Source organism: Amycolatopsis nivea (assembly GCF_004522235.1).
In the GTDB taxonomy this organism is placed as follows: domain Bacteria; phylum Actinomycetota; class Actinomycetes; order Mycobacteriales; family Pseudonocardiaceae; genus Amycolatopsis; species Amycolatopsis nivea.
Window position 1 is genome coordinate 1 of sequence record NZ_SDLT01000058.1, and the last position, 26,547, is coordinate 26,547.

30 protein-coding genes are annotated in these 26,547 nt (G+C 70.6%); 4 read left to right on the forward strand and 26 right to left on the reverse strand.

Going from position 1 to position 26,547, the window contains the following annotated elements; translation table 11 throughout:
- The 19 genes from EIZ44_RS40820 to EIZ44_RS40910 form a co-directional block, all read right to left on the reverse strand.
- A partial coding sequence (locus EIZ44_RS40820) for a WXG100 family type VII secretion target (RefSeq protein ID WP_134734234.1) occupies positions 1-974 on the reverse strand: 974 nt, incomplete at its 3' end.
- Positions 971-1,465, reverse strand: a complete 495-nt coding sequence (locus EIZ44_RS40825; protein ID WP_037814814.1) for a hypothetical protein — start codon at positions 1,463-1,465, stop codon at positions 971-973. The genes EIZ44_RS40820 and EIZ44_RS40825, both read right to left, overlap by 4 nt.
- 128 nt (positions 1,466-1,593) lie before the next feature.
- Positions 1,594-2,169 (reverse strand): TetR/AcrR family transcriptional regulator, encoded by a 576-nt coding sequence (locus EIZ44_RS40830; protein ID WP_037814811.1) that lies wholly within the window; start codon positions 2,167-2,169, stop codon positions 1,594-1,596.
- Positions 2,170-2,255: 86 nt separating this feature from the next.
- The gene (locus tag EIZ44_RS40835; RefSeq protein WP_134734235.1) at positions 2,256-2,831 is read right to left on the reverse strand and encodes a dihydrofolate reductase family protein; all 576 of its coding nucleotides are present in this window, start codon (positions 2,829-2,831) and stop codon (positions 2,256-2,258) included.
- A gap of 99 nt (positions 2,832-2,930) precedes the next feature.
- Positions 2,931-4,049: an FAD-dependent monooxygenase gene (locus EIZ44_RS40840; protein WP_134734236.1), complete on the reverse strand. Its 1,119-nt coding sequence runs from the start codon at positions 4,047-4,049 to the stop codon at positions 2,931-2,933.
- A 14-nt stretch (positions 4,050-4,063) separates the two neighbouring features.
- Complete coding sequence (locus tag EIZ44_RS40845; protein WP_240691550.1) at positions 4,064-4,960, reverse strand: MBL fold metallo-hydrolase; 897 nt, start codon at positions 4,958-4,960, stop codon at positions 4,064-4,066.
- Positions 4,957-6,339 carry an MFS transporter gene (locus EIZ44_RS40850; RefSeq protein WP_134734237.1) on the reverse strand — a complete coding sequence of 461 codons (1,383 nt, stop codon included), beginning with the start codon at positions 6,337-6,339 and terminating at the stop codon, positions 4,957-4,959. The genes EIZ44_RS40845 and EIZ44_RS40850 overlap by 4 nt, the downstream gene beginning before the upstream one ends.
- A 44-nt stretch (positions 6,340-6,383) precedes the next feature.
- A complete protein-coding gene (locus tag EIZ44_RS40855) occupies positions 6,384-6,971 on the reverse strand; it encodes a dienelactone hydrolase family protein (protein ID WP_134734238.1) in 588 nt (195 codons plus the stop codon).
- A 12-nt stretch (positions 6,972-6,983) separates the two neighbouring features.
- Positions 6,984-8,609, reverse strand: a complete 1,626-nt coding sequence (locus EIZ44_RS40860) for a thiamine pyrophosphate-binding protein (protein ID WP_134734239.1) — start codon at positions 8,607-8,609, stop codon at positions 6,984-6,986.
- Positions 8,610-8,622: 13 nt separating this feature from the next.
- Entirely contained in the window at positions 8,623-9,411 is a 789-nt protein-coding gene (locus tag EIZ44_RS40865; RefSeq protein WP_134734240.1) for an SDR family oxidoreductase, read from the reverse strand.
- 11 nt (positions 9,412-9,422) lie between these two features.
- Positions 9,423-10,163, reverse strand: a complete 741-nt coding sequence (locus tag EIZ44_RS40870) for a 3-oxoacyl-ACP reductase family protein (RefSeq protein WP_134734241.1) — start codon at positions 10,161-10,163, stop codon at positions 9,423-9,425.
- Entirely contained in the window at positions 10,160-10,948 is a 789-nt protein-coding gene (locus EIZ44_RS40875) for an alpha/beta fold hydrolase (RefSeq protein ID WP_134734242.1), read from the reverse strand. Before EIZ44_RS40875 ends, EIZ44_RS40870 begins: the two co-directional genes overlap by 4 nt.
- Complete coding sequence (locus EIZ44_RS40880; protein WP_240691551.1) at positions 10,945-11,724, reverse strand: aspartate dehydrogenase domain-containing protein; 780 nt, start codon at positions 11,722-11,724, stop codon at positions 10,945-10,947. The genes EIZ44_RS40875 and EIZ44_RS40880 overlap by 4 nt, the downstream gene beginning before the upstream one ends.
- Positions 11,721-12,647: a VOC family protein gene (locus EIZ44_RS40885; RefSeq protein WP_037814795.1), complete on the reverse strand. Its 927-nt coding sequence runs from the start codon at positions 12,645-12,647 to the stop codon at positions 11,721-11,723. The genes EIZ44_RS40880 and EIZ44_RS40885 overlap by 4 nt, the downstream gene beginning before the upstream one ends.
- 16 nt (positions 12,648-12,663) lie before the next feature.
- On the reverse strand, positions 12,664-13,722 hold the full coding sequence (locus EIZ44_RS40890; protein ID WP_043840273.1) for a Rieske 2Fe-2S domain-containing protein: 1,059 nt from the start codon (positions 13,720-13,722) through the stop codon (positions 12,664-12,666).
- Positions 13,722-13,943: a recombinase-like helix-turn-helix domain-containing protein gene (locus tag EIZ44_RS40895; protein ID WP_037814792.1), complete on the reverse strand. Its 222-nt coding sequence runs from the start codon at positions 13,941-13,943 to the stop codon at positions 13,722-13,724. Before EIZ44_RS40895 ends, EIZ44_RS40890 begins: the two co-directional genes overlap by 1 nt.
- Before the next feature lie 79 nt (positions 13,944-14,022).
- On the reverse strand, positions 14,023-14,268 hold the full coding sequence (locus EIZ44_RS40900) for a hypothetical protein (protein WP_134734244.1): 246 nt from the start codon (positions 14,266-14,268) through the stop codon (positions 14,023-14,025).
- Between the two features lie 25 nt (positions 14,269-14,293).
- A complete protein-coding gene (locus tag EIZ44_RS40905) occupies positions 14,294-15,232 on the reverse strand; it encodes a PDR/VanB family oxidoreductase (RefSeq protein WP_134734245.1) in 939 nt (312 codons plus the stop codon).
- A 12-nt stretch (positions 15,233-15,244) separates the two neighbouring features.
- Positions 15,245-15,763, reverse strand: coding sequence for a cupin domain-containing protein (locus tag EIZ44_RS40910; protein ID WP_037814787.1), 519 nt, complete (start codon positions 15,761-15,763; stop codon positions 15,245-15,247).
- Between the two features lie 235 nt (positions 15,764-15,998).
- Here EIZ44_RS40910 and EIZ44_RS40915 point away from each other — a divergent pair, with 235 nt between their 5' ends.
- Positions 15,999-17,483 carry an aldehyde dehydrogenase family protein gene (locus tag EIZ44_RS40915; RefSeq protein ID WP_134663579.1) on the forward strand — a complete coding sequence of 495 codons (1,485 nt, stop codon included), beginning with the start codon at positions 15,999-16,001 and terminating at the stop codon, positions 17,481-17,483.
- 233 nt (positions 17,484-17,716) lie between these two features.
- On the opposite strand, the gene EIZ44_RS40920 is transcribed toward EIZ44_RS40915, so the two are convergent.
- Positions 17,717-18,235, reverse strand: a complete 519-nt coding sequence (locus EIZ44_RS40920; RefSeq protein ID WP_037814782.1) for a MarR family winged helix-turn-helix transcriptional regulator — start codon at positions 18,233-18,235, stop codon at positions 17,717-17,719.
- 73 nt (positions 18,236-18,308) lie between these two features.
- On the opposite strand from EIZ44_RS40920, the gene EIZ44_RS40925 reads away from it, so the two are divergent.
- Together EIZ44_RS40925 and EIZ44_RS40930 are read left to right on the forward strand one after the other, a co-directional pair.
- Positions 18,309-18,749: a VOC family protein gene (locus EIZ44_RS40925; RefSeq protein ID WP_037814781.1), complete on the forward strand. Its 441-nt coding sequence runs from the start codon at positions 18,309-18,311 to the stop codon at positions 18,747-18,749.
- A gap of 73 nt (positions 18,750-18,822) precedes the next feature.
- Positions 18,823-20,268 carry a sulfatase family protein gene (locus tag EIZ44_RS40930; RefSeq protein WP_134734246.1) on the forward strand — a complete coding sequence of 482 codons (1,446 nt, stop codon included), beginning with the start codon at positions 18,823-18,825 and terminating at the stop codon, positions 20,266-20,268.
- 38 nt (positions 20,269-20,306) lie between these two features.
- Here the strand turns inward: EIZ44_RS40930 and EIZ44_RS40935 are convergent, their stop codons facing one another.
- Both EIZ44_RS40935 and EIZ44_RS40940 read right to left on the reverse strand, forming a co-directional pair.
- Complete coding sequence (locus EIZ44_RS40935) at positions 20,307-20,927, reverse strand: NADPH-dependent F420 reductase (protein ID WP_134663583.1); 621 nt, start codon at positions 20,925-20,927, stop codon at positions 20,307-20,309.
- Positions 20,924-22,144 (reverse strand): FAD-dependent monooxygenase, encoded by a 1,221-nt coding sequence (locus tag EIZ44_RS40940; RefSeq protein WP_037814777.1) that lies wholly within the window; start codon positions 22,142-22,144, stop codon positions 20,924-20,926. The genes EIZ44_RS40935 and EIZ44_RS40940 overlap by 4 nt, the downstream gene beginning before the upstream one ends.
- A 154-nt stretch (positions 22,145-22,298) precedes the next feature.
- On the opposite strand from EIZ44_RS40940, the gene EIZ44_RS40945 reads away from it, so the two are divergent.
- Positions 22,299-23,258 (forward strand): LysR family transcriptional regulator, encoded by a 960-nt coding sequence (locus EIZ44_RS40945; RefSeq protein WP_199817747.1) that lies wholly within the window; start codon positions 22,299-22,301, stop codon positions 23,256-23,258.
- Positions 23,259-23,325: 67 nt separating this feature from the next.
- Here EIZ44_RS40945 and EIZ44_RS40950 read toward each other — a convergent pair whose 3' ends face one another.
- The 4 genes from EIZ44_RS40950 to EIZ44_RS40965 all read right to left on the reverse strand — a co-directional run bounded on the left by EIZ44_RS40950 (position 23,326) and on the right by EIZ44_RS40965 (position 26,541).
- On the reverse strand, positions 23,326-24,018 hold the full coding sequence (locus tag EIZ44_RS40950; RefSeq protein ID WP_051729076.1) for a GDSL-type esterase/lipase family protein: 693 nt from the start codon (positions 24,016-24,018) through the stop codon (positions 23,326-23,328).
- Positions 24,019-24,097: 79 nt separating this feature from the next.
- On the reverse strand, positions 24,098-24,943 hold the full coding sequence (locus EIZ44_RS40955; RefSeq protein ID WP_134734247.1) for a poly(ethylene terephthalate) hydrolase family protein: 846 nt from the start codon (positions 24,941-24,943) through the stop codon (positions 24,098-24,100).
- Between the two features lie 14 nt (positions 24,944-24,957).
- Positions 24,958-25,515: a CHAP domain-containing protein gene (locus tag EIZ44_RS40960; RefSeq protein ID WP_134734248.1), complete on the reverse strand. Its 558-nt coding sequence runs from the start codon at positions 25,513-25,515 to the stop codon at positions 24,958-24,960.
- A gap of 138 nt (positions 25,516-25,653) precedes the next feature.
- Entirely contained in the window at positions 25,654-26,541 is an 888-nt protein-coding gene (locus EIZ44_RS40965) for an XRE family transcriptional regulator (protein ID WP_134734249.1), read from the reverse strand.
- Between the last annotated feature and the right edge of the window lie 6 nt (positions 26,542-26,547).

Here is a 26,547-nt window from a genome sequence, read left to right on the forward strand (position 1 = left end):
GCCGCGCCGCCCGCTCCGACCGAGCCGCCCAGCAGTCCGCCCGGCAACGCGCCCCCGCTTCCGGCGCCCGCGCCCGCGCCGAGCGCACCGCCCGGCCCCGCGCCCAGCGAACCCGGCATTCCGGCCGTTCCGCCCGGACCGCTCATCCCCGGCAGCAGCCCGGCGCCTCCCGCCGGAGCGGACGAAGCCGTGGTGACGGCCGCGTCCGAGTAACCGGACGAATCCCGGGAGCCGCGCGAATCGCTGCGCGACCGGCCGTCCGGATCGACGTTCGTGACCGCGGGCGCCTCGGTGAAATGCGGCAGCTTGTCGTGCACGCCCTTGCTGGACGTCTCGTAGCCTTCCATCACGCGGACCGCCTCGGCCTTGGCGTGCGACGCCGCGCGTTTGGCGGGCAGGTGGTCGTCGAGGAGCTGATCGACCATCACCGCGCCGCTGGGACCGCTGGCCGCGTTGAGGTCGTAGCCGTCGCGGAACTGGTTCTCCGCCGTGTAGAACACCGGTTCCGGCATCTTGTGCTTCGCCGTTTCGACCGCGCTCGTGTAGTGGTCGAGCTTGTCGCCGACCGTGCGCATCGTCTCGCTCGCGCCCGCGCCCCAGGACGTCAGCTTCGACGCCGACTGCGCCGCGTTCCCGGCCGCGCCGCCGCGCCAGGACAGCAGCAGCTTCTGCACCGTCTTGTGCACCGCGGAGGTCGCCGAGTCGACGTCGTACGCCAGCTTCCCCCATTGGTGCGCGGACGCGCCCATGGCGACCGGGTCCGCGGTCATGATCATGTCGTAGAGCGTGGTGTGCGCCCAGGCGTTCCAGTTGATCTTGCCGAAGGACGTGTCCTTCATGTTGGCCCGCTGGGCGAGCTTCGTCCGCCGCAGGACGCGGCGCTGCGCGGCGGTGGGCGGGTGGTCCTCGCTCCACAGCCGGTGCTTGCGGTGCTTCTCGTACGGCAGCCGTTCGTAGCCCGGTGTCCGGCTCATGCCGGCGTCCCTCCCCCGTCGTCCGCCCGGCGGCCCAGCGCGTCGAGCGAGTCCTTCGCGTCGCTTTCCTGCTGGACGTGCCCCGCGCTCGCCCGGCGGATGGCCTCGCGCAAGGACGACAGCTCGTCGAGGTACTGCTGCAGGATCGCCTGCGCGCCGCCGTCGGCGGACCCGCGCAGGCCGAACGCCTTCCGCAGGTGCGCGGCCACCGGGCTGGTGCCGTCCTTGAGCGGATGCACGAGCGACTTCGCCTGTTCGAGGCACGCGGTCAGCTCCTGCTGGCGCTTCTCCAGCTCCGCGTCGGCCGCGGCGATCTCGGCCGGGTCGAGCTCGATGACCCCGGTGTCGGCGACGATCTCGGCGTTGCCCGCCCCCGACGGGTCCCGCACGGAATCCGACGTCTCCGGCCGCCCGGACCGGTGCGCCTCCTTGGCCTGTTTCTTGTGCAGGGCACGGACCTCTGCCCAGTCGGAAACCCGGTGCGAACTCACCCCAGTCCACCTCCCAGCGGGCGTCCTCCTCGGACGCGCGCACCAGTATGTCAGCCAGCCGGACCGCAGGCATCCGGTCCGGGAAAGTCGGCGATGAGACGAGCCCGCCGCGGCCGCGGTTCCGCGGGTCACCCGGACGGCGGGTGCGCACCCCGGACGAGCAGTCCGGCGACCGAGCGAGCGGCCGCCACGGCGTCGTCGCCGAGGTCCGCGGGCAACGCCCGCTGCAGCCACAGCGTCGCGAACCCGTGCACGAGCGACCAGGCCGCCGCGCCCGCGACCACCGGGTCGACGCTGCCGTCCCGGAACCCGGCGACGGCCCAGTCCAGCGCCTGGCTGCTGCGCTCCTGCGCGGCCCGCAGGTCCGGGTCGTCGCCGCGGAGCAGGTCCGCGCGGAACATCACCTCGAAATGCGCCCGGTGCCCGACCGCGAACGAAACGTAGGCGACCCCGGCCTCGAGCAGGTCCGGCTCGGGCGGCATCTCCTCGAGCGTGTCGGCGAGCAGGTCGAACCCCTGCGCGGCGACGGCGGTGAGCAGGCCGGTGCGGTCGCCGAAGTGGTGCGCCGGGGCGGCGTGCGAGACCCCGACCCGGCGGGCGAGGTCGCGCAGGTTGACCGCGGCCGGGCCGGATTCGCCGAGCACCTCGACGGCCGCGGTCAGCACCGCCTGCCGCAGATCGCCGTGGTGGTAACGACGGGCCATGGCGTCGAGTATGCACCGGCTTGTCAGTGCCTAGATGGGGCTGGCGGGCTTGCTCGGCTGCTGTCGAGGTGCCCCTGCGGATCCGCTCAGCGGACGAACTCGAAGATCTGCTTCTGGATCCCGTTCGAGTAACTCTCGCTATCGATCAACTTCAGCGGCTGCTTGTCCTTGTCGGTCTCGCTGAACAGCCGCTTCCCCGCGCCCAGCAGGACCGGGAAGACCAGCAGGTGCAGCCGGTCGACCAGGCCCGCGTCGGCGAGGGCGCGGACCAGCGTCGCGCTGCCGTTGACGATGATCGGGCCGCCCTCGGTTTCCTTCAGCGCGGCGACGTCGTCGAGGGAGCGAAGAATGGTCGTTTCGCCCCAATTCGTCACCAGGTCCTCGTCGCGCAGGGTGGTGGACACGACGTATTTCGGCATCGCGTTGTAGTGCGGGAACTCCTCGGTCATGTCCGGCCACACCGGCGAGAACGCCTCGTAGCTGACGCGGCCGAGCAGCAACGCGGTCGCTTCCTCCTGCTCGGCGCCCTTGAGTGCGTAGGCGGCGGGGTCGAACTCGATGTCCTTGAACGTCCAGCCGGCGTTCCGGTAGCCGGCCTCGCCGCCGGGGGCTTCGACGACGCCGTCGAGGGACACGAACGCGGTGGCGACGATGGTGCGCATGGGATCAGCTCCTGGTTCGGGACGGTGCCTGCTCACCTACGCGTCGAACGGCACCGTCCCGGTCAGACACGCCACCCGCGACCCAAGCTATGACCTGGGTCACACCGAAGTATGCCAAGCGTCGTACCCGTAGATCGCGTCCGCCGCGGCCGAGCTGTTTCCGCTCGCCTTGAGCCAGCTGTTGCCCCGCGAGGCCAGTTGCACTTCGCGGGTCCGGTCCAGCCGGGCGGCCTGGTATGCCTTCAGCGCGACCTCGGTGTTCGGGTACGCCGCCAGCGCCCGTGACAGCACCACGCTGTCCTCGATGGCCATTCCCGCGCCCTGGGCCATGAACGGCATCATCGGGTGGCACGCGTCGCCCAGCAGCGTTACCGGGCCGGATGACCAGTTCGGCAGCGGGTCGCGGACGTACAGCGCCGATTGCAGCACCGAATCGCACGCCGCCAGCAACGCGCGGGCCTCGGGGTGGAAGCCGCGGTACGCCTCGCGCAGTTCGTCGACATCCCCTGGGGTCGTCCAGGATTCGTGCCGCCACTGGCTTTGCCTCGTGGTGGCGAAGACGAACACGTCCTCGCCGCGGTTGAGCGGGAACGTCACCAGCTGCGTGTCCGGATCCGGACCCCACCATTTGGTGAAGCAGTCCAGGTTCGGCACGTCCACCGAACCCGCTGGCAGCACCGCGCGGTAGGCGACCACGCCGGTGAACTCCGGGTGTTCCGCGCCGAACAACGCGGTGCGGACGGCGGAGTGGATGCCGTCGGCGCCGATCACGACATCCGCGGAAGCCACCGAAGAACCGAAGTCCAGCGACACCGAGTCCGTTGTGGACAGTCCGGTCAGCTTGTGTCCCAAGTGGACTACGCCGTCGGGCAGCGCGCGTTCCAAGGCGGCCAGCAGGTCCGCGCGGTGCATCGTGAGCTGCGGCGAGCCGTAGCGGCGTTCGGCCTCGTCGCCCATCGGCAGTCGCGACGTTTCCTCGCCGGTGTCCCAGGTGCGGCTGATCCGGTACTTCGGCCGCGCGGCGGTTTCGCGCAGTTCGTCGCCGATGCCGAGGCCGTCGAGGGCGCGGACGGCGTTGGGGGTCAGGTTGATGTCCGCGCCGACGCGGCCGAATCCGGCCGCCTGTTCGTGCACGACCGGCGAGAATCCGGCCTTCCGCAGGGCGACAGCGGCGGCGAGGCCGCCGATCCCGCCGCCGACGATCGCGATTTCCGGCACAGCGAAAGCTCCTTTTAGACAGTGAGGTCGAGCAGGTCGTGGCCCACGACGACCGGGCCGGAGTAGTGCGGGCGGACCCGGCCGAGCCAGCCTTCGTCGTCGAGGCGGGCGGGATCGGACGGACCGAGGTGCGACAGCGCGACCCGCCGGGCCCCGGCCGCCGCGGCGACCCGGCCGACGTCCGCCGGCGAGGTGTGCGAGGCGGCGAGGAAGTCCAGCAGCTTCGGCGAATAGCCGATGCTGCGGTAGAAATCGGGCTCCATCGCTTCGTGCACCAGCAAGTCGGCGCCCGCGGCCAGCTCGCCGACCGCGTCGCTTCGGGCGGTGTCGCCGGAGAAGGCGACGACACCGTGTTCCGTCTCGAACCGGTAGCCCAGCGCCAGGTGCAGCGGCGGATGCGGGACGGCCCGAGCCGTCACGCGCACCCGGTCGTCTTCGTGCACCACGATTTCCGCACCCGTCGCCGAAAGATCAGTGGCGTGGACGAGCCCGGCCAGCCGCGGCCGGTCGCTGGTCCGCTGGCGCACCGCGACGTCCTGTCCGAACGCCGCGAGATTGCCCGCCACCAGCCCCTCCGTGCCCGCGGCGGGCGGACCGGGGTCGGTCGGGTCCGGGCCGGGGCCGTAGACCCGCACCGGATCGACGACGCCCTGGTTCGCCGGGCCCCAGCCGAGCAGGAAGAGCGTGAACAGCTCGGCGACGTGGTCGGAATGCAGGTGCGTCACGAACACCCCGCCCAGATCGCGCAGGGACAGCCCGGCGGAGACGTACTTGCCGAGCGTCCCGTAGCCCGCGTCGACCAGGTAGACGCGCCCGCCGACCACCACCGCGTTCGCGCAGCCCTGCCTGCCCGGCGCCGGGTACGGCCCGGCCGCCGTGCCGAGCAGGACCACGCGCAGCGCGTCCGTCACGGCGAAACCTCTTCCAGCGTGCGGCCCTTGGTCTCCTCGGCGAAGAACCCGGCGACGAGTGCGCCGACGAAGCAGATCCCGCCGAGCACCAGGAACACCGACGCGAGCCCGCTGCCGCCCGCGTACAGCGCGCCGACCAGGATCGGGCCGAGGATCAGGCCGAACCGGTTCATCACGCCGCCGAGGCTGACGCCCAGCGCGCGGCTGCGGGTCGGGTACAGCTCCGGCGTGTACAGGTACAGGCAGACGTTCACCGCGAAGTTGAACATCGCCGCGAGCGACGACCACACCAGCAGCTGCAACGGAGTCCCGGCGCCGAGTGCGCCCAGCACGACCAGCATCGCGGTCGTCCCGCCCAGGCCCGCGGCCAGCACGACCCGGCGGCCGAGCTTGTCCACGACCAGCGCGGCGATCAGGCAGCCGACGAGACCGGCGACCGACGTGGCGGTGCTGTACCAGAGCGCCTGGCCGATGGAGAGGTGGAACGAACCCTTGTACAGCGTCGGCAGCCACGAGGTGATGCCGTAGTTGGCGAGGTAGCCGACAAACCAGATCGTCCACACCATCAGCGTGCGCCGCCGGTAGCGACCGGCGAACAGGTCGCGGAACGAACTGCGCTTCGAAGGAACCGCTGCCGGTGCCGCGACGGCCTCGGCGGGCGGAGGCAGCGGACGGCCAAGAGATTCCTCGACCCGGCGCTCGATCAGCGCCATCGTTGCCTCGGCCTTCTCGATGTGCCCGTGCGAGGCGAGCCAGCGCGGTGATTCCGGGATCCGCAACTGCAGCAGCACCGCGGCGAGACCCGGAACGGCGGCCAGCGCGAACAGCGGACGCCAGCCCCAGTGCGGGATGACCCAGGCCGCGACCAGCGCGCCGACCGCGAGCCCGGCCGGGAAGACGATCTCGTACATCAGCACGAAGCGGCCGCGGCGGCGGGCCCGGCTGATCTCCGCGATGTACGCGGCCGCGGTCGGCACTTCACCGCCGATCGCGAGGCCTTGGACGAACCGCAGGATCAGGAACGGCAGCAACGCGGTGCACAGCGTCATCGCCAAGCTGCACAACGCCGTGACGGCGACGCACAGGGTGATCACCTTGACGCGGCCGATCCGGTCGGCGGCCCAGCCGGACGCGAGCGCGCCGAGCAGCATGCCGATCGAGCCGATGGTCAGCGTCGCGGTGCTGGACGCGGTCGTCATGTGCCATTCGCGGCCGATGACCGGCAGCGTGTAGGCGATCAGCAGCTGGTCGAACGCCTCGAAGAACGTGACGATGCCGATGATCAGGCGAATCGACACCTGCCAGCGCGACATCGGGAGCCGTTCCAGCCGGGCGGCGATGTCCCGCTGGGTCACCTCGGGGGTGGCGGCGATACTCATGGGCCCTCCTCGGAGCCGGAGCGTGCAATCGATCGTAGGGGGTTTCAGCGGGCCGGAGGAGAGTCCGGCAGCTCGGCGTCCAGGAACCGGACCAGGTCGTCCGCGGCGGACGGTCCGGCGGGCAGCACGAGCCGGTCGGGTGCGTGCGGGTCGAATCCGGGCGTACCGGGCCACGGTGGCGGCGCGGGTCCGAGAGCGGCGGCGAGGTCCACGCCCGCCAGTTCGGCGAGGTGGGCGGCGGAGCCGAAACCGGCGGCGGCCACGCGGTGGCGCGGCATGCCCAGCCGGCTCCCGAGGTAATCGAGCGCGCCGGCGAGGTCGGCTTCGAGGTCGGAAAGCGCGAGCGCGGCGAAGGCGGCGTCCGCTTTGTCCGGACCGAAAGTGTGGCCGCCGGTCTCGTAGTAGAACAGCGGCGCGACAGTGACGTATCCGCAGCTCGCGAGCGTGCGGCAGCAGTTCTCGACGGGTTCGTCGAGGCCGGCGGCGCCGTGCAGCACCAGCACCGCGCCGCGCACGCGGCCGGGCGGATGCCGCACCAGCAGCGGCGCGGACGTCCGCACCACCCGGCGGCGGCGGTTCGCGGGTCCGTGCCCGTGATGGTGGACTTCGGCAGCTTCGATGGTGCCTCCCACGTCTGGTCTCCCTCAGCTCTCCGGAACCGGCACCGGCGGCACGAACGGCCGCGGCGTGGCGGGCAAAGCGGTCACGTCGACCTCGATCACCGACGGACCGTGCTGGGCCACCGCTTTCGCCAGCGCGTCGGCGAACTGGCCCGGCTTCGACACCAGCGTGTGCGGCAGGTCCAGCGACTGCGCCAGGCGCGCGAAATCGGGGGTGAACAGGTCGACTCCGGCACGCTGTCCGCGGTGGTGGTCCTGCATGTTGCGCAGCACGCCGTATCCGCCGTCGTTGAACACGACCAGCGCGAGCCACGGCCGTTCCTGGGCCAGCGTGCACAGTTCGCCGAGGTGCACCGCGAGACCGCCGTCGCCGACCATCACCACGGTCGGCGCGTCCGGCGTCGCGAGCGCGGCCCCGATGCCGGTGGCGAGGCCCTGACCGATGCCGCCGCCGACCGGGAACACGTTGGTGCGCGGGTCGTGGATGTCCAGCAGCCGGTTGCCCCACTGGCTGGACGGGATGGTGACGTCGCGGGCGATCACGGACTCGGCCGGGAGGCCGTCGCGCAGGGCGGCGCAGATCTCCGCGTACGGGCCGATCGCCTCGTTCAGCTTGTCCCGCACCGCTTTCCGGGTCTCGACGACGCGGTCGCGCCAGCCTGGTTCGGTGTTAGCTTCCACAGTGGACAGACCGGCGAGCACCGTCGCGGCATCGCCTTGCACTCCGACAGTGGCCGGGTAGACGCGGCCCAGCGCGTCGGCGTCGACGTCGATCTGCAGGTGCCGTTCGGGCAATGCGAGGTGGTAGTGCTTGGTTTCGTTCGAGCGGAAGTGCGTGCCGATCGAGACCAGCAGGTCGGCGTCGGCGAGGAGTTGCGCCGCCGACTCGTGCGCGGCGAAGTTCCCGACGACCAGTTCGTGGTTCTCCGGCACCGTGCCGCGGCCGGAGTTGCTGGTGAACACGGCCGCGCCGAGCCGTTCCGCGAGCGCGCGCACCTCGTCGCGCGCGCCGGTCGCTCCCCCGCCGAGCCAGAACACCGGACGGCGCGCGGCAGCGAGCAGTTCGGCGGCTTCCGCGAGCGCAGCGGCGTCGGGCGGCGGGATCGGGGTCGGTTCGAGCGAGCCAGTACGGAACTCGTGCCGTGAGTACTGCAGGTCGATCGGCCATTCGACGCTCGCCGGACCGCTCGGCACCGACAGCGCGTGCCGGATCGCCGCACGCAGCGTCTCCTCGGCGGTCTCGACCGACGTGACCGTGGCCGCGTGCTTGGAAATCGCGGTCAGCATGCCGATCTGGTCGCGCGTCTCGTGGATGACGCCGCGTCCGCTGCCGAGGAATTCGGAGTCGATCTGACCGGTCACGTGCAGCACGCGACTGCCCGCCGTGAGGGCCTCGACCAGCGCGCCCGCCGCGTTGCCCGCGCCGGTGCCGGTGCTGGTGATCGCGACGCCGAGGCCGCCGCTGGCCCGGGAGTACCCGTCGGCGGCGTTCACCGCGGCGGCTTCGTGCCGCACGGGCACGAACCGCAACTGCTGCGCGACCGCTTCCACCAGCGGCAGGTTGTGCACACTCACCACGCCGAAGGCGGTGTCCACTCCGGCTTCGGACAGCAGGCGAACGAGAAGCTCGCCTCCGTGACCGTGATTCATGGGTCCGTCCCTTCTAGACGTAACGGGCAATGCCGCCGCCGACGTCGATCGTCGCGCCGGTCACGTAGGAGGCACGCGGCGAAAGCAGCGTGACGATGGGGAAAGCGACCTCTTCCGCGGTGCCGAGGCGACCCAGCGGAATGCCGCGGTCGGCCGCCAGCTCCGCCGACCAGTCCACAAAGGACAGCTCGCTGCCGGAGGCCTCGTACCGGCGGCGCCACTGTCCGGTGTCGACCAGGCCGAGGCAGACCGAGTTGACTCGCACGCCGTCCTCGGCCAATTCGGTCGCCAACGTCGTGGAGAGATTGAGCAACGCCGCCCTCGCCGCCGAAGTGGCTGCCAACCGAGGTTCGGGCTGGCGCGCGAGGATCGCGTTCACGTTCACCACAGACGGATTCGCCGCCGCCCGCAGCCACGGCAACGCGGCCCGGACGACGTGCAGGACCGAGAAGATCTTGAGGTGCAGCTCGTCCCGCCACTGGTCGTCGGTGGTCTCGGCGAGCCGCGCCATCAGCGACCGGCCCGCGTTGTTCACGACCCCGGCCAGGCCGCCCAGCTCGCGGGCGGCGTCGGCGACGAAGGTTTCCACCTGCGCCTGGTCGAGCACGTCGCAAGACGCGGTGTACAGCCGGGCACCCTCGGCACGGGGCAGGTCGGCGAGGGCCTTCTCCAGCCGGACGCCGTCGCGGGCGCAGGCGGCGACGTGCGCGCCCTCGGCCAGCAGCGCGGCCGCGGTCGCGAGCCCGACGCCGGAGCTGGCCCCGGTCACGAGCACCGCCGTACCCTTCAATCCCAAATCCACGGGTTTTCCCTTCAGCTGCAGACGAATCCGCCGTCGACCACGAGGGTCTGGCCGGTGATGTAGGAGGCCGCGTCGGACAGCAGGAACGCCACCGAACCGACGACGTCCTCCGGCTGTTGCGGCCGGGTCAGCGCGCGGTTCATCGCGTACAGGTCGTGCCGTTCCTGCGGAATGCCCGCGGTGGCTTCGACCTCGGTCAGCCCGGGCGCGACCGCGTTGACGGTCACGCCGTCCGGACCGCCGTCCCGCGCCATCGCACGGGTCATCGCGATCACCGCGCCCTTCGAGGCCACGTACTGGACCAGCCGCGGCGAGCCGTACAGCGCGGCGTCGGACGCGAGGTTCACGATGCGTCCGCCGGTCTGCGCGAGCTGCGGATACAGTGCGCGAGAGACGAGCCACGGGCCGCGCGCGTTGACGGTCATCAACGTGTCCCACGCTTCGACGTCCAGCTCCGCGAAGTGCTTGCCGCCCACGCCATCCGCCATCGCCGCGTTGTTCACCAAGCCGTGCAACGGGCCGAGCTTCGCGACCGCGTCCGCCAAGGCCGCGACCGAATCCGGATCCGCGACATCCGTGTCGATCCGGTGCGCCTCAACGCCTTCCGCCCGCAACCGGGCGACCCCGTCCGCGGCCCGATCCGGAGAACGTTCGGCAATCACGACGCGACCGCCTTGACGCCCGATCTCGCGGGCGATCGCCCAGCCGAGCCCGCGCCCCGCGCCGGTGACCACATACAGCCGATCCTTCATCGCGCCACCACCGAGTCCACTTGGGACAGGAAGTCCAGCACCTCGGCGGAAAACCGGCGCGGCGATTCCTGATTCGCCGCGTGCCCGCCGGGCAGCACTTCCAGTCGAGCACCCGGGATCGACGCGGCGAGCCGTCGCGACTCGGACACCCCGGTCACCTGGTCGTGCTCGCCGACGAGCACCAGCGTCGGCACCGAGATCCGCGCCAGCCGCGGGCCGTGATCCGTCTCGGCCATCGATTCCGCGGCGGACGTGTACCCGGGCAGCCGGATCCCCGCCATGATGTCCTCGACCCGTTGCGCCACCGCAGGATCCGCGCCGGGCGCGAGCAGCCGAGGCGCGCGCCGACGGGCGAATTCCGCCGCACCTACCCGGTTCAGTTCGCTCGGCCGGGCCCGCATCACCGCTGCGCGCTCGGAGTCGACGCCGGAGCCCCGGGTCGAATCGGCCAGCACCAGCGACCGCACGACCTCCGGGTAGTCCAGCGCGACGCGGGTCGCGATCACGCCGCCCCACGAGACACCCACGAGATGTGCGGGCGCCGCGTCCAGCGAGGTCAGCAGACGGCCGACGAGCGCCGCGTATCCGGCCATGCCCAGCGGCTTCTCCGGATCGGCCGAACCGCCGTAGCCCGGCGCGTCCCAAGCCAGCACCCGGTGTTTCGGCGCCAGACCAGCCAGCTGCGCGTCGAACGACGCGCTCGATCCGCCGATGCCGTGCAGCAACAGCACCGGACTGCCGTCCCCGGCGATCCGCACCCGCACACCGTCCACTGTGGAAGTCACCGGAACACCGCCCTCGGCGTCGCCAACGCTTCCAGCGCGGACAGCACCGCGTACGGCACGACCTGGCTCGACGTCGGCGTCTGCGGCGACGGCCGGTTGCGGATCTCGAACCGGTACTCCCCCGCCGGACCGGCCGCGGTGATCACGTGCGAGGTCAACGGCGCGGCCGGATCGGCGATCACCGCCGCCTCCACGACGTCCCAATCCCGCACCGCCAGCGCCACCGACGCAGCCACGTTCGCCGACTTCGGGAAGGCCGCGGTGATCTCCCGCGCGGGCCCGCGCCGCAATTCGACCGGTGCGATCGCCTGCCGCAACGCCTCCGCCTCCGCCTCGGACATCCACGGCTGGACCAGCGAAGACGCCTTCTTCGTCGTCTCGATGACCACCCGCTCGAACTGCCCGAGCAGCGCCGCCGAACGCAGCAGGTCGAGCCCGCCGATCGCGCCGGTCGACAAATGGACCGCGCCCGGGCCGGCCGCGAGCAGCTTCTCCAGCAGCCCGTCCGCCGCCAGCGCGCCGACCGAAACCACCAGCAGGTCGCACCCCGCCGACAGCACCTGCGGCCCCGCGTCCGCCAGCGCCCGCTGTCCCGCCGCCTCGACCACCAAGTCCGAAGTGGACAACAGCTCCGGCAGCGCGCACATCGGCAGTCCCGCCGGGGACAGCGCCGGATCGACGACCCCGGACAGCTCCGCGCCCGGCACCAGCCCGTCGCGCAACGCTTCCGCGACGACCGAGCCGATCGATCCCGCGCCCAGCACTCCTACCTTCACGACTGCCACCACGCCGAGTAGCCGGGGTCCGGCACGCCGCGCATGTGCGCGCGGACGTCCTTCGACGGCGGACCCGCGGTGCCCCACAGGTCGGACAGCTCCGGCGTGCGCCGCCACACCCGGCACAGCCACGCGTCTTCCTCCACCTGCGCGACCTCGGAGGTGTACTCGCAAACGAGCCCGGCCGGGTCGGCGAAGTAGCCGAAGGTGTTGCTGCCCGGACCGTGCCTGCCGGGGCCCCACAGCGGCGTAACGCCGTTGTGCTTGAGCCGCCCGATGCCGCGCATGAAGTGGTCGATCGAGTTCATCTCATACGCGATGTGGTTCACCGACGCGAATTCCGCCTGGTTGAACGCGATCACGTGGTGGTCGGCGTTGCAGCGCAGGAAGGCCATCTGGTGCTCGGACCAGTCCGAGATCCGCATGCCCAGCACCCGCGTGTAGAACTCGCAGGCCGCGTCGATGTCGACCGTGTTGAGCACGACGTGCGCCAGTTTCCGCGGCACCGCGGCGCGACCGTAAGGGTCGCCCGGGACGACCGCGTCGACCTCGGCGGACAGCTCCACCAGCCGGCCTTCCGGGTCGGCGAAACGCAGGCCGTACCCGCCGCCGACCTGGTCGAGCTTGCCGGGTTCGGTGACCAGCGGGACGCCGTGCGCGGCCAGCCGGGCGGCGGCCGCGTCGACCTCGCGCGGAGTGGCGACCGCGAACGCGATCTTGCCGAGCGCGTTCTGGTCGGCCTGTTCGAGCTGCAGCACGTGGTGCTCGTCGCCGGAACCGCGCAGCCACACGGCGCCGCGGTCGGCTTCGACCTGCTGCAGCCCCCAGACTTCGCGGTAGAACTCGCCGGAATCGGCGCACTGCGTCGAACGCAGCGTCACCGCGCGCAGGGCGCGGAGCCGCGCGATGGGTTCGGCGGACATGGGGCCTCCTGAAACGTCAGCGGGTCGGGGCGGGCACGGGCGCGGCGGGGGCCGGTGCGGCGGCGGGAGCGGCGAGCGCGGCGGCCTGGCGGCGGGCTTCCGACCGCAGCAACCGGCGCATCCGCACGAGCGCGATGTCGTGCTGGTACAGGTTTTCCCGGTCCCACGCGTCGAGCGGCATCGCCTCGGCCATCTCGCGGTCCTGCTCCAGCACCGCCCAGTGCCGGGCTTCGAGCCGGTTGCGGTAGAGGACGCGCCAGCTGTCGCGTTCCCAGCCGGAAACCTTGCGGCAGCGCCAGAAGAAGGCCGCGTGCTGGGTCTCGTTGATCGCGCACAGCGCGGCGACGATGGTGAACGCGCCGCCCGGGCCGGCGGTGTCCGGGTACGGGATGTCGAGCGTGACCCACTGCGCGCCGGCGTCGGTGAGCTGCACCCAGTCGAAGTTCACGCCGCGCTGGTCGGTTTTCTCGAAGACGAACCCGTCGTCGATCGCGCGGATCTGGAAGACAGCCTCGCGCTTGCCGCCGAACATGGTGTGGCTGTTGCGGTGCAGGAACGCCCCGTGCATCGGGTCGAGCAGATTGTCCAGGGAGTAGCCGTACGGCGCGTCCCATTCGACGTAGCAGAGGAAGTTGTCCCACTCGCCGCCCGCGATCGGGTCCGGCAGCTGCAACGGCGTCGGCTCGGCTGATTCGTCCAGGCCGAACCAGGCGAAAACGGCACCGGCGTGTTCCTCCGCGGGGAACGTCCGCAGCGCGCGACGGCCCTCCAGCGCACACCCCGGGCTGCCGGGGACCGACACGACGACACCGTCTCCGTCCACCTGCACGCCGTGGTAGTTGCAGGCGACCCGGTCGCCCATGTGCACGCCGAGCGAAAGCCGCGCGCCGCGGTGCGGACAGCGGTCTTCCTGTACGTGCACGACCCCGGCGGAGTCGCGCCAGAGCAGCAGTTGCTCCCCGGCCCGTTCGATGCGGGTCAGCTCGCCGCGTTTGACGGTGCCGGACGGGCACAGCGGGTACCAGCGGTCGCGCAGGCCCAGTGCCAGCAGCTCTTCGGCGGTTTTGGTCGCCATCACGCCTCCCCTGCCAGCCGCGCGAGTTCGGCGGTGAACGTCTCTTCGGTCCAGTCGGAGCCGTCCGCCGGGCGCAGGCCGCCCGCGTTGAGCGCGGAAACCACGCCGGGCAGGTCGTGCACGCCCCGGCCGTAGACGGCTTCCAGCTCGTCGGCCAGCGCGTTCTCGTAGCTCGTTGGCGGGGCGGTGCGGCTCTGCACCGGCCGCAGCTGCAGCGGCATCGGGCGTTCCCTTCGGTTCGTGGTGGGTCGGGCTTCGTGCGTGGCGATGCCGGTTCTCACCGGCGGTGCGCACGAGCCGTCAGGCGGCGGACGGGGCGAGCACGGCCTGCCCGGCGGCGGTGAGCACCGCGGGCACCCGGAGCCCCGGTCCGCGCGGCGCGGCCGGTTCGGGGGCGAGCAGGCCGGCCAGCTGGTGCCTGAGGGTCGGGTCGCAGCAGGCGAGGCCGTCGACGTAGAGGTGCGGTTCGCGGCTGCACGTCATCTCCACGTGCCCCGCGGCGGCGGCGCGCAGCACGGCGAGCTGCCGGTGGGTGTGTCCGGCCATGGCCGGCTCCTCAGGATCGGTTCTTCTACAGATCGAGCACGAGTTCGGCGGACCGGCACCGCGACACGCACAGCATCATGGTCCCGGAGGTCGCCTTCTCGTCGTCGTCGAGCACGAAATCGCGGTGGTCCGGTTCGCCGGAGAGCACCTTCGTTTCACAAGTCCCGCACACGCCCTCGCGGCACGAGGTCGGCACGGAAATCCCGGTGCGGCCGAGGGCGTCCACAATGGACTCGTCGGCGGCGACCGCGACCCGGGTCCCGGAACCGGCGCACACGACGTCGAATCCCGTTCCCGGCGCGGCGGCCGGCGCCTCGGGGGCCCGGAAGCGTTCGACCCGCAAGGTCGCCGTTTCCGGCAAAGCCGCCTCGACCGCTTGGAGCAGCGGTTCCGGGCCGCAGCAGTGCACGACCGTTCCCGGGGCGAGCCCGGCCAGCCTCGCGGCCAGATCGGGCGGACCGCCGTGCTCGTCGTCGGCGTGCACTTCCAGCCGGTCCCCGGCGAGCCCGGAAAGCTCGTCCAGGAAAGCCATTCCGCCGCGCGACCGTCCACAGTAGAGCATGGACCACGGCGCGAAGCCCGCCGCGAGCTGCCGGGCCATCGCGAGGATCGGGGTGACGCCGATGCCGCCGGCGATGAGCAGGTGCTCCGGGGCGTCGTGCAGTTCGAAGGTGTTGCGCGGGCCCTCGACGGGGACGACGCTCCCCGCGGTGAGCCGCTCGTGCACCCACGCGCTGCCGCCGCGCGAGGATTCCTCCCGCAGCACCGCGACCGTCCAGCTGTGCCGATCGGCCGGGTCGCCGCAGAGGGAGTACTCGCGCACCAGCCCGTTCGGCAGGTGCAGGGAAAGGTGCGCTCCCGGCTCCCAGACGGGCAGCGGCTTTCCTTCCGGATCGCGCAGTTCCACCTGCGTGACCCGGTCGGCCAGCCACGTCGTCCGGTGCACCCGCAGCATCGTCGGCATCGCGGTCTCTTCTCAGCGAGTGACGCCGTGCATCGGCGAGGTGGGCGGGTAGGTCGGCAGCTGCGGCTTCTGCGCGCCGATGATGACGCAGAACAGCGCGTCGGTGTCGCCGGCGTTGCGCAGGCTGCGCGGCACCCCGGCGGGCACGCGGATCAGGTCGCGGTAGCCGAGCACGCGGGTCGCGGTCTTGGTGCCGTCCTCGACGTCGTGCACGGTCACCTCCAGCGTGCCCTCGAGGACGAAGAACGCCTCTTCCACGTCGTGGTGGGTGTGCTCCGGGCCGATCGCGCCGACCGGCAGCCGCATGTTGGAGAAGGTGAAGTGCTCCGAGGGCAGCTGGCGCGCGTCGCCCTCGTGGTTGCCGGTCGCGCCGGAGCCGATGTAGCGGATCTGCGCGCGGCGGAACTCGTCGCCCTTCGCGGCGGCCTGGAAGCCGAGGGTGTCCCAGTCCTCGTACCGCGTCTCGCGAGCGGCGATGCACGAGTCGATGAGCTCCTCGAGTTCCTGGTGCTTGTTTTCGGTGGTGGTCATCGCGGGGCAACTCCTCCGGTGGTCCTCGGCGGGCTCGCCGCCGAATGCCTTAGGTCTAAGAGACTTACTGATAAGGGTTGTACCCCGAGGGCTGTGATCCGCACAACCCCTTAGGCCTAAAATTCTTTCCGGCGGTCTCCCGGCGGCTCGCGTGCAGCGCCAGGCCTTGACGAAATCTTAGGTCTAAGGTTTCCTCGGTCGCACCCCTCGTCATCCGCGCCGAAAGGACGTCGCCATGCAGCCCTTCCCCGTCCCGCCCGACGAAATCCCGGTCGGCGGCGACTGGCAGCGCGGCGGCGGTCCCGCGTCCGCGTGCGTGGACCCCGCCGACGGGTCGGCGGTCGCCTCGATCCACGCCGCCGACTCCGCCCAGGTCGACGCCGCCGCCCGGGCCGGCACCGCGGCCGCCGCGGACCCGGCATGGCGAGACCTGCTGCCGCACCAGCGCGCCCGGCTGCTGACCCGCGTCGCCGACGCGATCGAGGACCACGCCGAGCAGCTCGCCCTGCTGCAAACCCGCAATACCGGCAAGGCCCTCGGTGAAACCCGCGCACTCGTCGCGAGCGCCGCCGGCACCTTCCGCTACTACGCGGCCGCGCTCGAAACGCTCGAAGGCGAACTCCCGCCCAGCCGCGGCGCACACCTGACGATGAGCGTGCACGAACCGATCGGCGTCGTCGGCGCGATCACGCCCTGGAACTCGCCGATCGCCAGCGACGCCCAGAAAATCGCCCCCGCGCTGGCCGCCGGGAACGCCGTCCTGCTCAAACCGGCGGAAGCCACTCCCCTGGTTTCGCTGGCGCTGGCCCGCCTCGTCCACGACGCCGGCGTACCGCCCGCACTGCTGTCCGTCCTGCCCGGCCCCGGCTCGGTCGTCGGCGACGCGATCTCCCGCCACCCGCTGGTCGGCAAGCTCGCCTTCACCGGCGGCACCACCACCGGACGCGTGCTGGGCAGGATCGCCGCGGACCGGATCATCCCGGTCACCATGGAACTCGGCGGCAAGTCCCCGACGATCGTCTGCGAGGACGCCGACGTCGAGGAGACTGTCGCCGGAATCCTGTATGGAATCTTCTCGTCGACCGGGCAGAGCTGCATCGCCGGATCGCGGATCTTCCTGCCGCGCAAGCAGTACGGCGAATGGGCTTCCCGCCTGATCGAGGCGGCCACCGCCCTGCGACTGGGCCCCGGCACCGACCCGGCCACCCAGGTCGGTCCGCTGGCGACGTTCGCCCACCGCGACAAGGTGGCCGCGATGGTAGACCGCGCCCGCGAAGAAGGCGCGGTGGTCCGCTGCGGCGGGCAAATCCCTTCCGACGAACGCCTCTCGCGCGGTGCGTACTACCTGCCGACGCTGCTGGACGGCCTCGCGCCCGACGCGAAGACGTGCCAGGAGGAAATCTTCGGCCCGGTCGGCGTCCTGCTGCCCTACGACGACGAGGAAGACCTGGTCGCCCAGGCCAATTCGACCGTCTACGGCCTGGCATGCGGCATCTGGACCGCCGACTACCGCCGCGCGCTCCGCCTGGCCCGCCGCGTCGAGGCCGGGACGGTGTGGATCAACACGTACAAGCAGTTCAGCATCTCGACCCCGTTCAGCGGCACGAAGGAAAGCGGCCTCGGAACGGACAAGGGGCGCACCGCGATCCGGAGTTATCAGCGGCAGAAGAGCTTGTATTTGAGCTTGGCGGACGAGCCGATTCCGTGGGCTCGGGGCTGAATCAGCAAGATCGGGCTTGGCCGTCCAGTGCCGCGCCGTCGACTCCCCGCCGACCTCGGCCGGGGATCGGCGGCGCCGCACGCACGGCGGCGATCAATGCGTTTATTTGAGCCCGGCGGACGAACCGATCCCGTGGGCTCGGGCCTGAATCAGCACGTTCGGGCTTGGCCGTCCAGTACCGCACGCACCGCAGCGATCAAGGCGGCGTCGCGCTCGGCCCCAGCCGGACGGATTCAGTCCCCGAACTCGGCCTGGTCCAGCGACTGCTCCAGCTTCCCCAGCAATTTCGCCAGCTGCGCCCGTTCCGTCGCGGTCAACCCGGCCAGCATGCGGTTTTCGTTGGGGAAATGCTCGTGCACCACTTTGTCCGTGGCCGCGAGCCCCTCCTCGGTGAGGCCGATGAACACGACCCGGCGGTCGTCCTCGTCGCGTTCGCGACGGACGAGTCCGGCCTGCACCAGCTTGTCGACCCGCTGGGTGATGCCGCCGGTGGTGAGCAGGTTCGTGTCGGCGAGGTCCCCGGCTGTGCGGCGGTAAGGCGCGCCGCCCCGCCGGAGTGCGGCGAGGATCCCGAAGTCCGCCACCGTGATCCCGTGCCGGGCGAACACGCGCGTCAGCTGCCGCTGGTACCGGTCGAACGAACGGTGCAACCGCCCGAACACCGCGAGCGGCGACGTGTCTACCTCCGGCACCTCGTCCCGCCACTGCGCGAGCATCTCGTCGACCTCGTCCGGCTCGGTCCGCTTCGGCATCCGGCACCCCCTGAATAGCTTTGGGCTAAGAATAGCACCACTAAGGCTTTTCGGAGCAGGCTACGGTGACCGCATGACGGTCAAGCGGATGGACAACGTCCTCATCGTCGTCGAGGACCTCGACGCGGTCATCGCGTTCTTCGTCGAACTGGGGCTGGAACTGGAAAACAAGGGCCCGCTGGACTGGCGCGGCGCGGAACGGGTGGTCGGCCTGAAGGACATCCGGCAGGACGTCGCCATGCTGCGCGTCCCCGACGGACCCGGGCGGGTCGAACTGGCGAAATTCCACCAGCCGAAGGCGATCGCTCCGGAGCCGTGGCAGGCCCCGGCGAACACGCTCGGCATCCGCCGGATGATGTTCGCGGTCGACGACCTCGAGGACACCCTCGCCCGCCTGCGCGCCCACGGAGCCGAACTGGTCGACGAGGTGGTGCAGTACGAGGACATCTATCTGCTGTGTTACGTCCGGGGGCCGGAGAACATCGTCGTCGGGCTCGCTCAGGAACTCGGCTGAGCGCGCGGCGGATTTACCGAACCCGAACACGCTCCGAACCGAACTCGCGGATCGCAGTTCTAGCGTGCGGGGCATGCCGCAACGCGCTCGTTCGCTCCTGATCTCGCTGCTGGCCTTGACAGTGGCTTCGACGGCCGTCGCCTGCGTGCCGGGCCAGCCCGCCGCGGCCGGCGGCAAACCGAACATCGTCCTCGTGCTCACCGACGACCTGTCGATGAATCTGCTGCCGTATCTGCCGCACGTCCAGGAAATGGCCCGCAACGGCACCTCGTTCGCCAACTACACCGTCACCGACTCCCTCTGCTGCCCGTCGCGCTCGTCGCTGTTCACCGGGATGGTCCCGCACGACACCGGCGTGTTCACCAACGGCGGCGAGGACGGCGGCTACCGCGTCTTCCACGACCGCGGCGACGACAAGTCGACCTACGCGACGTCGTTGCAACAGGCCGGGTACCGGACCGCGATGATGGGCAAGTATCTCAACGGCTACCAGCCGAAATCCGACGGGATCCCGCCCGGCTGGAACGAATGGGACGTCGCGGGGAACGGCTACCGCGAATTCGACTACGACCTCAACGAGAACGGCACCGTCAAGCATTACGGCAAGAAGCCCGAGGACTACCTCGTCGACGTCATGGCGGACAAGGCCGCGCGGTTCGTGGCCAGTTCGGCGGCCGACCACACCCCGTTCGCGATGGAACTCGCCACGTTCGCCCCGCACGGCCCCTACACCCCCGCGCCCCGCGACGCCGGCGCGTTTCCCGGGCTCACCGCACCGCGCGGCCCCGCGTATGACACGCTCCCGTCGTCGCCGCCGTCGTGGCTCGCCTCCCGCACCCCGTTGACCGACCGGGAAAAACAGACCATCGACAAGGACTTCCGCAAGCGAGCGCAAGCCGTGCAGTCGGTCGACAAGATGATCGGCACCGTGCAAGCAGCGCTGGACAAAGCCGGAGTACGCGGGAACACCGACCTCGTCTTCACCTCGGACAACGGCTACCACATGGGCGAGTACCGGCTCACGCCCGGAAAGCAGACGGCGTTCGACACGGACGTGCACGTGCCGCTGGTGGTCACCGGCCCCGGCGTCAAGGCGGGCGCGACGGTGGACCAGCCCGCCGAGAACATCGACCTGCGGCCGACTTTCGAAGCGCTGGCCGGGGCGCCGACCCCCGCACCGGTGGACGGCGAAAGCCTGGTGCCGCTGCTGAACGGCACCGCACCGACGGCGTGGCGCACCGTCGGGCTGGTGGAGCACCACGGCCCCGATTTCGACAAGAACGACCCCGACAAGCCCGCGAAGAACAGTGGCAATCCGACCACCTACGAGGCGATTCGGAGCACCGCCTACACCTACGTCGAATACGCCGACGGTGCCAAGGAGTACTACGACCGGACCACAGATCCGCAGGAACTGCACAACACCGCCGCTCAACTGCCGCCGGACAAGGCCCGGCAACTGCACGACACGCTGCGGGCGATGGCCTCCTGCCACGGGGCGGCCGCCTGCCGGCACTGACCCCGTTCACCGGAGCACGCGGAGGCGATCGATGCCGCTCACTCCAGCAGCGCGAAGCCCGACTCGTACCGCGTCTTGCCGAGCGCTGCCACCACGATCTGGAGGAACCCCATCGCCTCGAGTTCCCTTGCGCGAGTGAGGGGGCCGACGTCGACCGCGCGCATTCCCGCCGCCTCGATGAACTCCGCGACGGCCATCTTCGCCTCGGCGTAGTCACCGGCGAACAGGACGGTCGTGCGCGTCGTGCCGTTCGTGCCGCTGACGAGCGTGTCTCCGAGATTGACGTTGAACGCCTTGACGACGGCCGTGCCCGCGGGCAGCAACTTCACGAGTTCGGCCGCGGTGGACGAATCAGCGGGTGACTTCAGCCGGTCGTAGGTGGAGAAATCGATGGGGTTGCTGATGTCGATGACGACCTTTTCGCGGAACTGGTCCCGATAGTGCTCGACGATGCCCGGATACGCTCCGTAGGGAACGGCGAGCACGACCAGGTCTCCGGTGAGCTTGTCGCCCATGACGCCGTAGCCCGGACCTGGACGCGCCGCGGACCTGCTTTCCGCACTGCGCTTGATGATCTGGACGCCTGCGCCTGCCCGGGCCGCGACCTCCGCGATCGCCCCGCTCATCTTGCCGCTGCCGATGATGCTGATCGAGGTCATGCGACCGGTACCCCCTGAAATCGGTTGAGCGCCTGTTCGGCCACCTTCTGTGCGTCGTAGTCGAATACCGCGCTCCGCCGGAAATCGCGCCCGACCCGGAGATCGGCGTCGCGCTTCTCGAGGTCCGCGAATTCGTACTGCGCGTCGAACATGGCACCGGCCCGGCGAGAGCCGTTCTGCAGGATCGCCGTGCGTTGCATGCGGACCGAGGTGTAGCGCCTGAACGCCTCGGGAATGTCGGCGACGCTGTCGGCCGCCGCGAGGAACGTCGCGAGCGCCATGCTGTCCTCGATCGCCTGGTTCACCCCCTGTCCCTGGTGCGGCAGCATCGTGTGCGCCGCGTCGCCGAGCAAGGTGATCGGCCCTCGGGACCAGTTGGCGAGAGGTTCGTGATCGAAGAGGCCCCACCAGAAGGTGTGCTCGATGCGCCCGATGAATTCCTGGAGTCTCGGGTCCCAGTCCGCGCCCGCGAACTCGGCGGCGAGTTCGCCGACCTCCGCCGGGCCGGACCAGGCCCCGTCGAGCGGCCGTTCGCTCGGGATGCCTGCGACGAAGTTGAACAGCTTCCGCTGCTGCAGCGGATAGCACATGAAGTGCCGCCGGTTGCCCATCCACACCTGGCTGATCATGGGCCAGTCGCCGGGCAGGCGGGACGCGTCGACCACTCCGCGATAGACGATGTACCCGGAGTAGACCGGCTCCGGGAACTGGCCGACGGCTCCCCGCACCACCGAATGGATGCCGTCCGCTCCGATCACGGCGTCGAACACGTCGTCCGCGCCGTTCTCGAACTCGACGCGAACGCCGGAGCCCAGTGGCTCCGCGGAAACCAGCCGGTGGCCGAGACGGATGGTCGCCGGATCGACCTCCTGCGCCAAGGCGTCGATCAGGTCCGGGCGGTACATGCCGATGTTCTGGTGCTGCTTGGCCGAGTCCTCCCACGCCGCGTCGGTCACCAGACCGCCCATGGCGTTCAAGTAGACGCCGTGCCCGTCCGGGACCGCTCCGACCCGCCTGATCCGATCGAGCACGCCGAGCCTCTCGAGGACGCGCGCGGCGTTCGGCGCGACCGTGACCCCCGCGCCCACTTCGCCCAGCTTGCTCGCCTGCTCGAACACGGTGGCCCGGACTCCGGCGATCTTCCGCAGCGCGATCGCGGCCGTCAGCCCGCCCATCCCTCCGCCGATGATCGCGATGCGAGTGTCCTGACTTGCCACTGCTTCTCCCCCAAAGTCCTTGCCAGCCCTCCGTTCGGAGGGATCGGGAAGCTGTTCCTCCCATCATGGGAGGCCTTCCTCTGCGTGTAAATCGTGGTAATGTGAGGATGTAATTCGGTTGAACTGAAGAAGGGGAAGGGCAGCCATCTCCGAGGTGAGCCTGCGGCAACTCGAACTGTTCGCGGCACTGCCGAACTTCCCCACGCTCAGCGCGGCCGCGGCGCACCTGCACATCTCGGAATCCGCGCTGTCGCAGGCCGTGTCGAGCCTCGAGAGCGCCGTGGGCGAGCAGCTGTGCGTGCGGCGCAAGGCCAGAGGGCTCACGCTCACTCCGACCGGTCAGGATTTCGCCAGACGGGCGCGTCAGATCGTGGCCGACACGCACGAACTCGTCCTGAACGCCGGGCGCGAACAGGAGCTGCGGGGTCCGGTGCGGCTCGGCTGCTACTCGAGCTTCGCCGCGAACGTGGTGCCGGAGCTTCTCGAGGGCTTCCCCAAGCGCCATCCCGGCGTGAGCATCGGGATCACGGTGGGCACCAACGAAGAACTGCTCTCCGATCTCGAGGCAGGGCGACTCGATGTGGCCCTCGTGTACGACGTGTCGCTGCCGACCGGATGCCGCCGCCGCAGGATCTACGCGACCGAACTCGAGGCGCACCTGCCTCCCGGGCATCGGCTCGCGGCGGCCGAAACGGTGGACCTGGCGGATCTCGCCGACGAGCCCTACATCCAGTACGACGCGACACCGGGAGTCCGCAACGTGGCGGACGCGTTCACCGCGCGCGGCCTGGAGCCCAAGATCGAAGCCAGGGTCTCCCAGATCGGCCTCGTCGAGGCACTGGTGGGCCGCGGACTCGGCTACGGGCTGCTCATGTCCCGGCCCCACGCGCTCCCCGTGAGCATCGAGGGACGACCGGTTGTCATCCGGCCCCTCGACCCCCCGGTCACGGTGACCCACGTAGTGGGGATCTGGCCCGCGGACATGAAGCTCACTCCGCGCGCCTCCGCCCTTCTCGACTTCGCCGCCGAACGGCTCGGCGAGCACGAGCTCGCCGACGCGATTCCGGCTCGGACGGCATCCGAGGACTCGGCCGCGTCTGCAACGGAGCGTTAGGAATTCCTCGGCGTCCCGGACACGCGGAAACGGTGCCGCTCTCCGCGAGCGGCACCGCTGCCGGCGATCAGGAGCCTAAGGCTTTCCAGGCGACGTCAGCGATCAACGCCTGCCCTTTCGCGCTCGGGTGGAAGTAATCCACAGTGGACACATCGCTCGGATCGAAGCGAGCCGCGAAACCCGCGCCGCCGTCGAACTGGCACTGGGCGAACTCGGCGCAGACCGCGGCGAGCTGGGCGTTGTAGTCGACGATCCGCTGCCGGAACGCGTCGCGCCGCTGCTGGTCGGCCGGTGCGGTCGAGGTCGGGTTTGCCAGCAGTGCGTCGCATTCGTGGAAGCTGCCCCACTTCGCGACCGCGGATTTATTGGTGTGCAAGACATCCCAGAGCTGGTAAATGTCCGGAATGGACGCCACCTTGACTTGAGCGCCGGGCACTCCTTCCTGCAGAGTTGTCATCGCCTCCTTGAACTGGTTCGCGAACGTCGCCACGTCGGTGCCGCCGCTGCAGGCGTCGTTGTTGCCCATCAGGACGGTGACCAGGTCGACGCGGCTGGCGACGGCGACCTTCGCCTGTCTCGGCAGGTCCTTCATCCGGGCGCCGGTCAGCGCGAAGTTGTGGTTCGCGATGTCCGGCTTCCGCAACCGCTGGTAGTAGCTGTCGACGTCAGTGCCGGTGGCCCACGAATTGCGGACGCAGTCCGTCCACGGCAGCAGACAGGTGTTGAACGCCCGCGTCATCGAGTCGCCGAGCGCGGCCATCGAGGTCGGCGACTCTGCGGCACCAGCCGGTTGGCACCCGAGAACGGCGGCCGTGAACGCGAGAACCGCGACGACCGCCCTACGCACTGACGGCCCGGCTGTTGCGCGCGAAATCCGACCACGCCGCGGTGTCCTGCTGCGGCCCGGGGTTCGGGCCGTAGAACACGCTCTTCGCTGCCTCGTCGCCAGTCAGGTGATACTGCAGCCAGGCGGTGATCGCGCCGACGAGCCGGTACCGCGTGTCGCCCTGCAAGAAGTGCGTGGCGCTGCGCAGCTGCCCGTAGACCGCAGGCACCTGATCGCACGCGTCGAAACGCGCGCGGACATAGAGCGCCGGGACGATGATGTCCGCCTGCCCCGACACGAAGAACGCCGGACCGTGCAACGCGCCCACGGTGCCCTGTGGCCCCGGCATGATCGGGATCGTGGTCTTGACCAACGGGTCGGCACCGGCCGCGATCGCACCGCCGCCGCCCTGGGAGTGCCCGGCAGCGGCGATGTGGCCGGTGTCGATGCGGTCCTGGAAAATGCTGCCCTGCCGGGAGTTCTCGGCGATCAGGTACTTCGCCCCGTCGAGCATCTCGATGCCGGAGCCGGACTGTCCGGTGTTCGCGGCCGCGACTACGTAACCCCAAGTGGCGAGGTGGGTGAACAGGAGCTCGTACTGGTCGACGGTGGCGCCGGTTCCGTTGCCCCAGATCAGCACCGGATGTTTGGCGGTGCTCGAAGCGAGGTCAGCGGGGTAATAGAGGGTGTGCGCGCTGTCGCCAGCTGCTTTCACGGGCTGGTGCGGCCCGTCCTTCTCGTAGTCGCGGGCGGTGGCCGCGACGCTCGGCCAAGCCGCCGCGGCCACCCCCGGCACCAGCGCGACCGCGACCGCCGCCGTGGTCGTCGCCAGGAGGGATCTCCGGCTGAACGAACGCATGTCGGACTCCGGGATCAGTTGTAGAAGTGGATGTAGCGGAACGACGAAGCGTTCACGTCGTGCACGAGGTAGTGGCCGTCGCCGGTCCAGTTGTAGTCCTCGACGGTGACCGTCCCGTTGTGGACGCTGTCGACGATGGCAACGTGGCCGTAGGTGCCGTTGTCGGTCTGGGCGATCGAACCCGCCGTCGGGGTGTTGTCGACGCGGTAGCCGTGGTTGCGGGCGTTGTCGTCCCAGTATTTCGCGTCGCCGTAGTTGTTCGCGCTTTCGCCGTGGCGCGCGATGTTGAAGGCCGCCCACGAGACGCACTCGCGGTTGTACATGTTCCAGTCGTCGACGACCGAGTCCTGCGGGACGTCGCGCCACTTCGAGGGGTAGATGTCGCCGATGGTGCCCGCCGTCGACGAGGCCGGGACGGTTCCGAAGTGAGCGGCCATCGACGTCGACGCAGCGGCGGACGCGGTCGCCGCGGAGGCGGAGGCGGAGGCGGAGGCAGTGGCGGTACCGGTTCCGCTGACCGCGAAGGCGGCCGCGGCGGCGAGGGCGAGTACGGCACGGGAGGATCGGCGCATGGGGAGGGCCTTTCTTGCTTCGGGGAGTAAGTGCGCCGTGACGGTAAGTCGCTGATCACCTTCGAACCAGACCTTTGTGGACGACTGGTCCGCCGCTGATCGTCTTCCCTGGTCGGGGCTTCCCGTTCACAGAATTGCTCACCACTGCCATCCGGTGCCGTAGATGCCGGGCCGGACGTCGCGCAGCGCCAGCGTCGTCGTGTGCGTCGCACCGGCGGACAGCGCGCTGCCGGGATGTTCGGGACCGCCGAGCCCGCGCTGCTCGAACGACCGGACCCGACGCGGGACGCGCGGTCCGAAGCTCACCTGGCAGACGTACTCCGCGACGGGCCGGGTGAACCGGCGGTGATAGTGGTCGATCGGCGGACCCGGCGGGAACCGGACCTCGTACTCCACGATCGTCACCTCGCCCAGTGCCAGGGCCCGCTCCAGCCGCAGTTCGCCCGCGATCATGCCGGTTTCCCGGTCGACGCAGACCCGGCCGACCCGCGCCGACCGCGCGCTGCGGTAAACCGGGTCGGCGGTCAGGAACGAGTCGGCCTGGTAGTAGGCCATCAGGCGGTCCACGCCGTCGACGGCGGCCTCGGCGACCATCCGGACCTGCAGCGCGCGCTCGCCGCCGTGCTCGTCGAGCAGCATCCGGTCGTGGATCGACCAGAACGACAGCTGCCCGTCCGGCGGCGGTTTCAGCTCGGCGGAGAATGCCCGCAGCTGCGGCCACAGCCGGCGGCGCTCGATCCGGCAGGCGGGTTCGCCGAGCCAGCGCCCGCGCGGTGCCTTCGGGCCGAGCCTGGACGTGAGCGTCCCGGGTTCGAGGCTCAGCACGGATTCCAGCTGCGCGACGGCGGCGATCGACGTCTCGCGTTCCGGTTGCGACCGGCCGCGGCGCCAGTAGGACAGCGCCGAGCGCGAAAGCCGCACCCCGCGCGCGGCGAGGTGGTGCTGGAGCCGGTCGAGCGACAGTCCGGATTCCTCGATCGCGGTGTCCAGCGTGACCGCGAACGAGCCCGCGGAAGGCCGAGTCACGTTTCC

Bases quoted from the DNA above. Each gene is read 5' to 3' on its own strand.
- EIZ44_RS40830 (WP_037814811.1), bottom strand. From the start codon at position 2,169: ATGGCCCGTCGTTACCACCACGGCGATCTGCGGCAGGCGGTGCTGACC.
- EIZ44_RS40835 (WP_134734235.1), bottom strand. From the start codon at position 2,831: ATGCGCACCATCGTCGCCACCGCGTTCGTGTCCCTCGACGGCGTCGTC.
- EIZ44_RS40850 (WP_134734237.1), bottom strand. From the start codon at position 6,339: ATGAGTATCGCCGCCACCCCCGAGGTGACCCAGCGGGACATCGCCGCC.
- EIZ44_RS40860 (WP_134734239.1), bottom strand. From the start codon at position 8,609: ATGAATCACGGTCACGGAGGCGAGCTTCTCGTTCGCCTGCTGTCCGAA.
- EIZ44_RS40870 (WP_134734241.1), bottom strand. From the start codon at position 10,163: ATGAAGGATCGGCTGTATGTGGTCACCGGCGCGGGGCGCGGGCTCGGC.
- EIZ44_RS40885 (WP_037814795.1), bottom strand. From the start codon at position 12,647: ATGTCCGCCGAACCCATCGCGCGGCTCCGCGCCCTGCGCGCGGTGACG.
- EIZ44_RS40890 (WP_043840273.1), bottom strand. From the start codon at position 13,722: ATGGCGACCAAAACCGCCGAAGAGCTGCTGGCACTGGGCCTGCGCGAC.
- EIZ44_RS40895 (WP_037814792.1), bottom strand. From the start codon at position 13,943: ATGCCGCTGCAGCTGCGGCCGGTGCAGAGCCGCACCGCCCCGCCAACG.
- EIZ44_RS40900 (WP_134734244.1), bottom strand. From the start codon at position 14,268: ATGGCCGGACACACCCACCGGCAGCTCGCCGTGCTGCGCGCCGCCGCC.
- EIZ44_RS40905 (WP_134734245.1), bottom strand. From the start codon at position 15,232: ATGCCGACGATGCTGCGGGTGCACCGGACGACGTGGCTGGCCGACCGG.
- EIZ44_RS40910 (WP_037814787.1), bottom strand. From the start codon at position 15,763: ATGACCACCACCGAAAACAAGCACCAGGAACTCGAGGAGCTCATCGAC.
- EIZ44_RS40915 (WP_134663579.1), top strand. From the start codon at position 15,999: ATGCAGCCCTTCCCCGTCCCGCCCGACGAAATCCCGGTCGGCGGCGAC.
- EIZ44_RS40920 (WP_037814782.1), bottom strand. From the start codon at position 18,235: ATGCCGAAGCGGACCGAGCCGGACGAGGTCGACGAGATGCTCGCGCAG.
- EIZ44_RS40925 (WP_037814781.1), top strand. From the start codon at position 18,309: ATGACGGTCAAGCGGATGGACAACGTCCTCATCGTCGTCGAGGACCTC.
- EIZ44_RS40930 (WP_134734246.1), top strand. From the start codon at position 18,823: ATGCCGCAACGCGCTCGTTCGCTCCTGATCTCGCTGCTGGCCTTGACA.
- EIZ44_RS40935 (WP_134663583.1), bottom strand. From the start codon at position 20,927: ATGACCTCGATCAGCATCATCGGCAGCGGCAAGATGAGCGGGGCGATC.
- EIZ44_RS40950 (WP_051729076.1), bottom strand. From the start codon at position 24,018: ATGGCCGCGCTCGGCGACTCGATGACGCGGGCGTTCAACACCTGTCTG.
- EIZ44_RS40955 (WP_134734247.1), bottom strand. From the start codon at position 24,943: ATGCGTTCGTTCAGCCGGAGATCCCTCCTGGCGACGACCACGGCGGCG.
- EIZ44_RS40960 (WP_134734248.1), bottom strand. From the start codon at position 25,515: ATGCGCCGATCCTCCCGTGCCGTACTCGCCCTCGCCGCCGCGGCCGCC.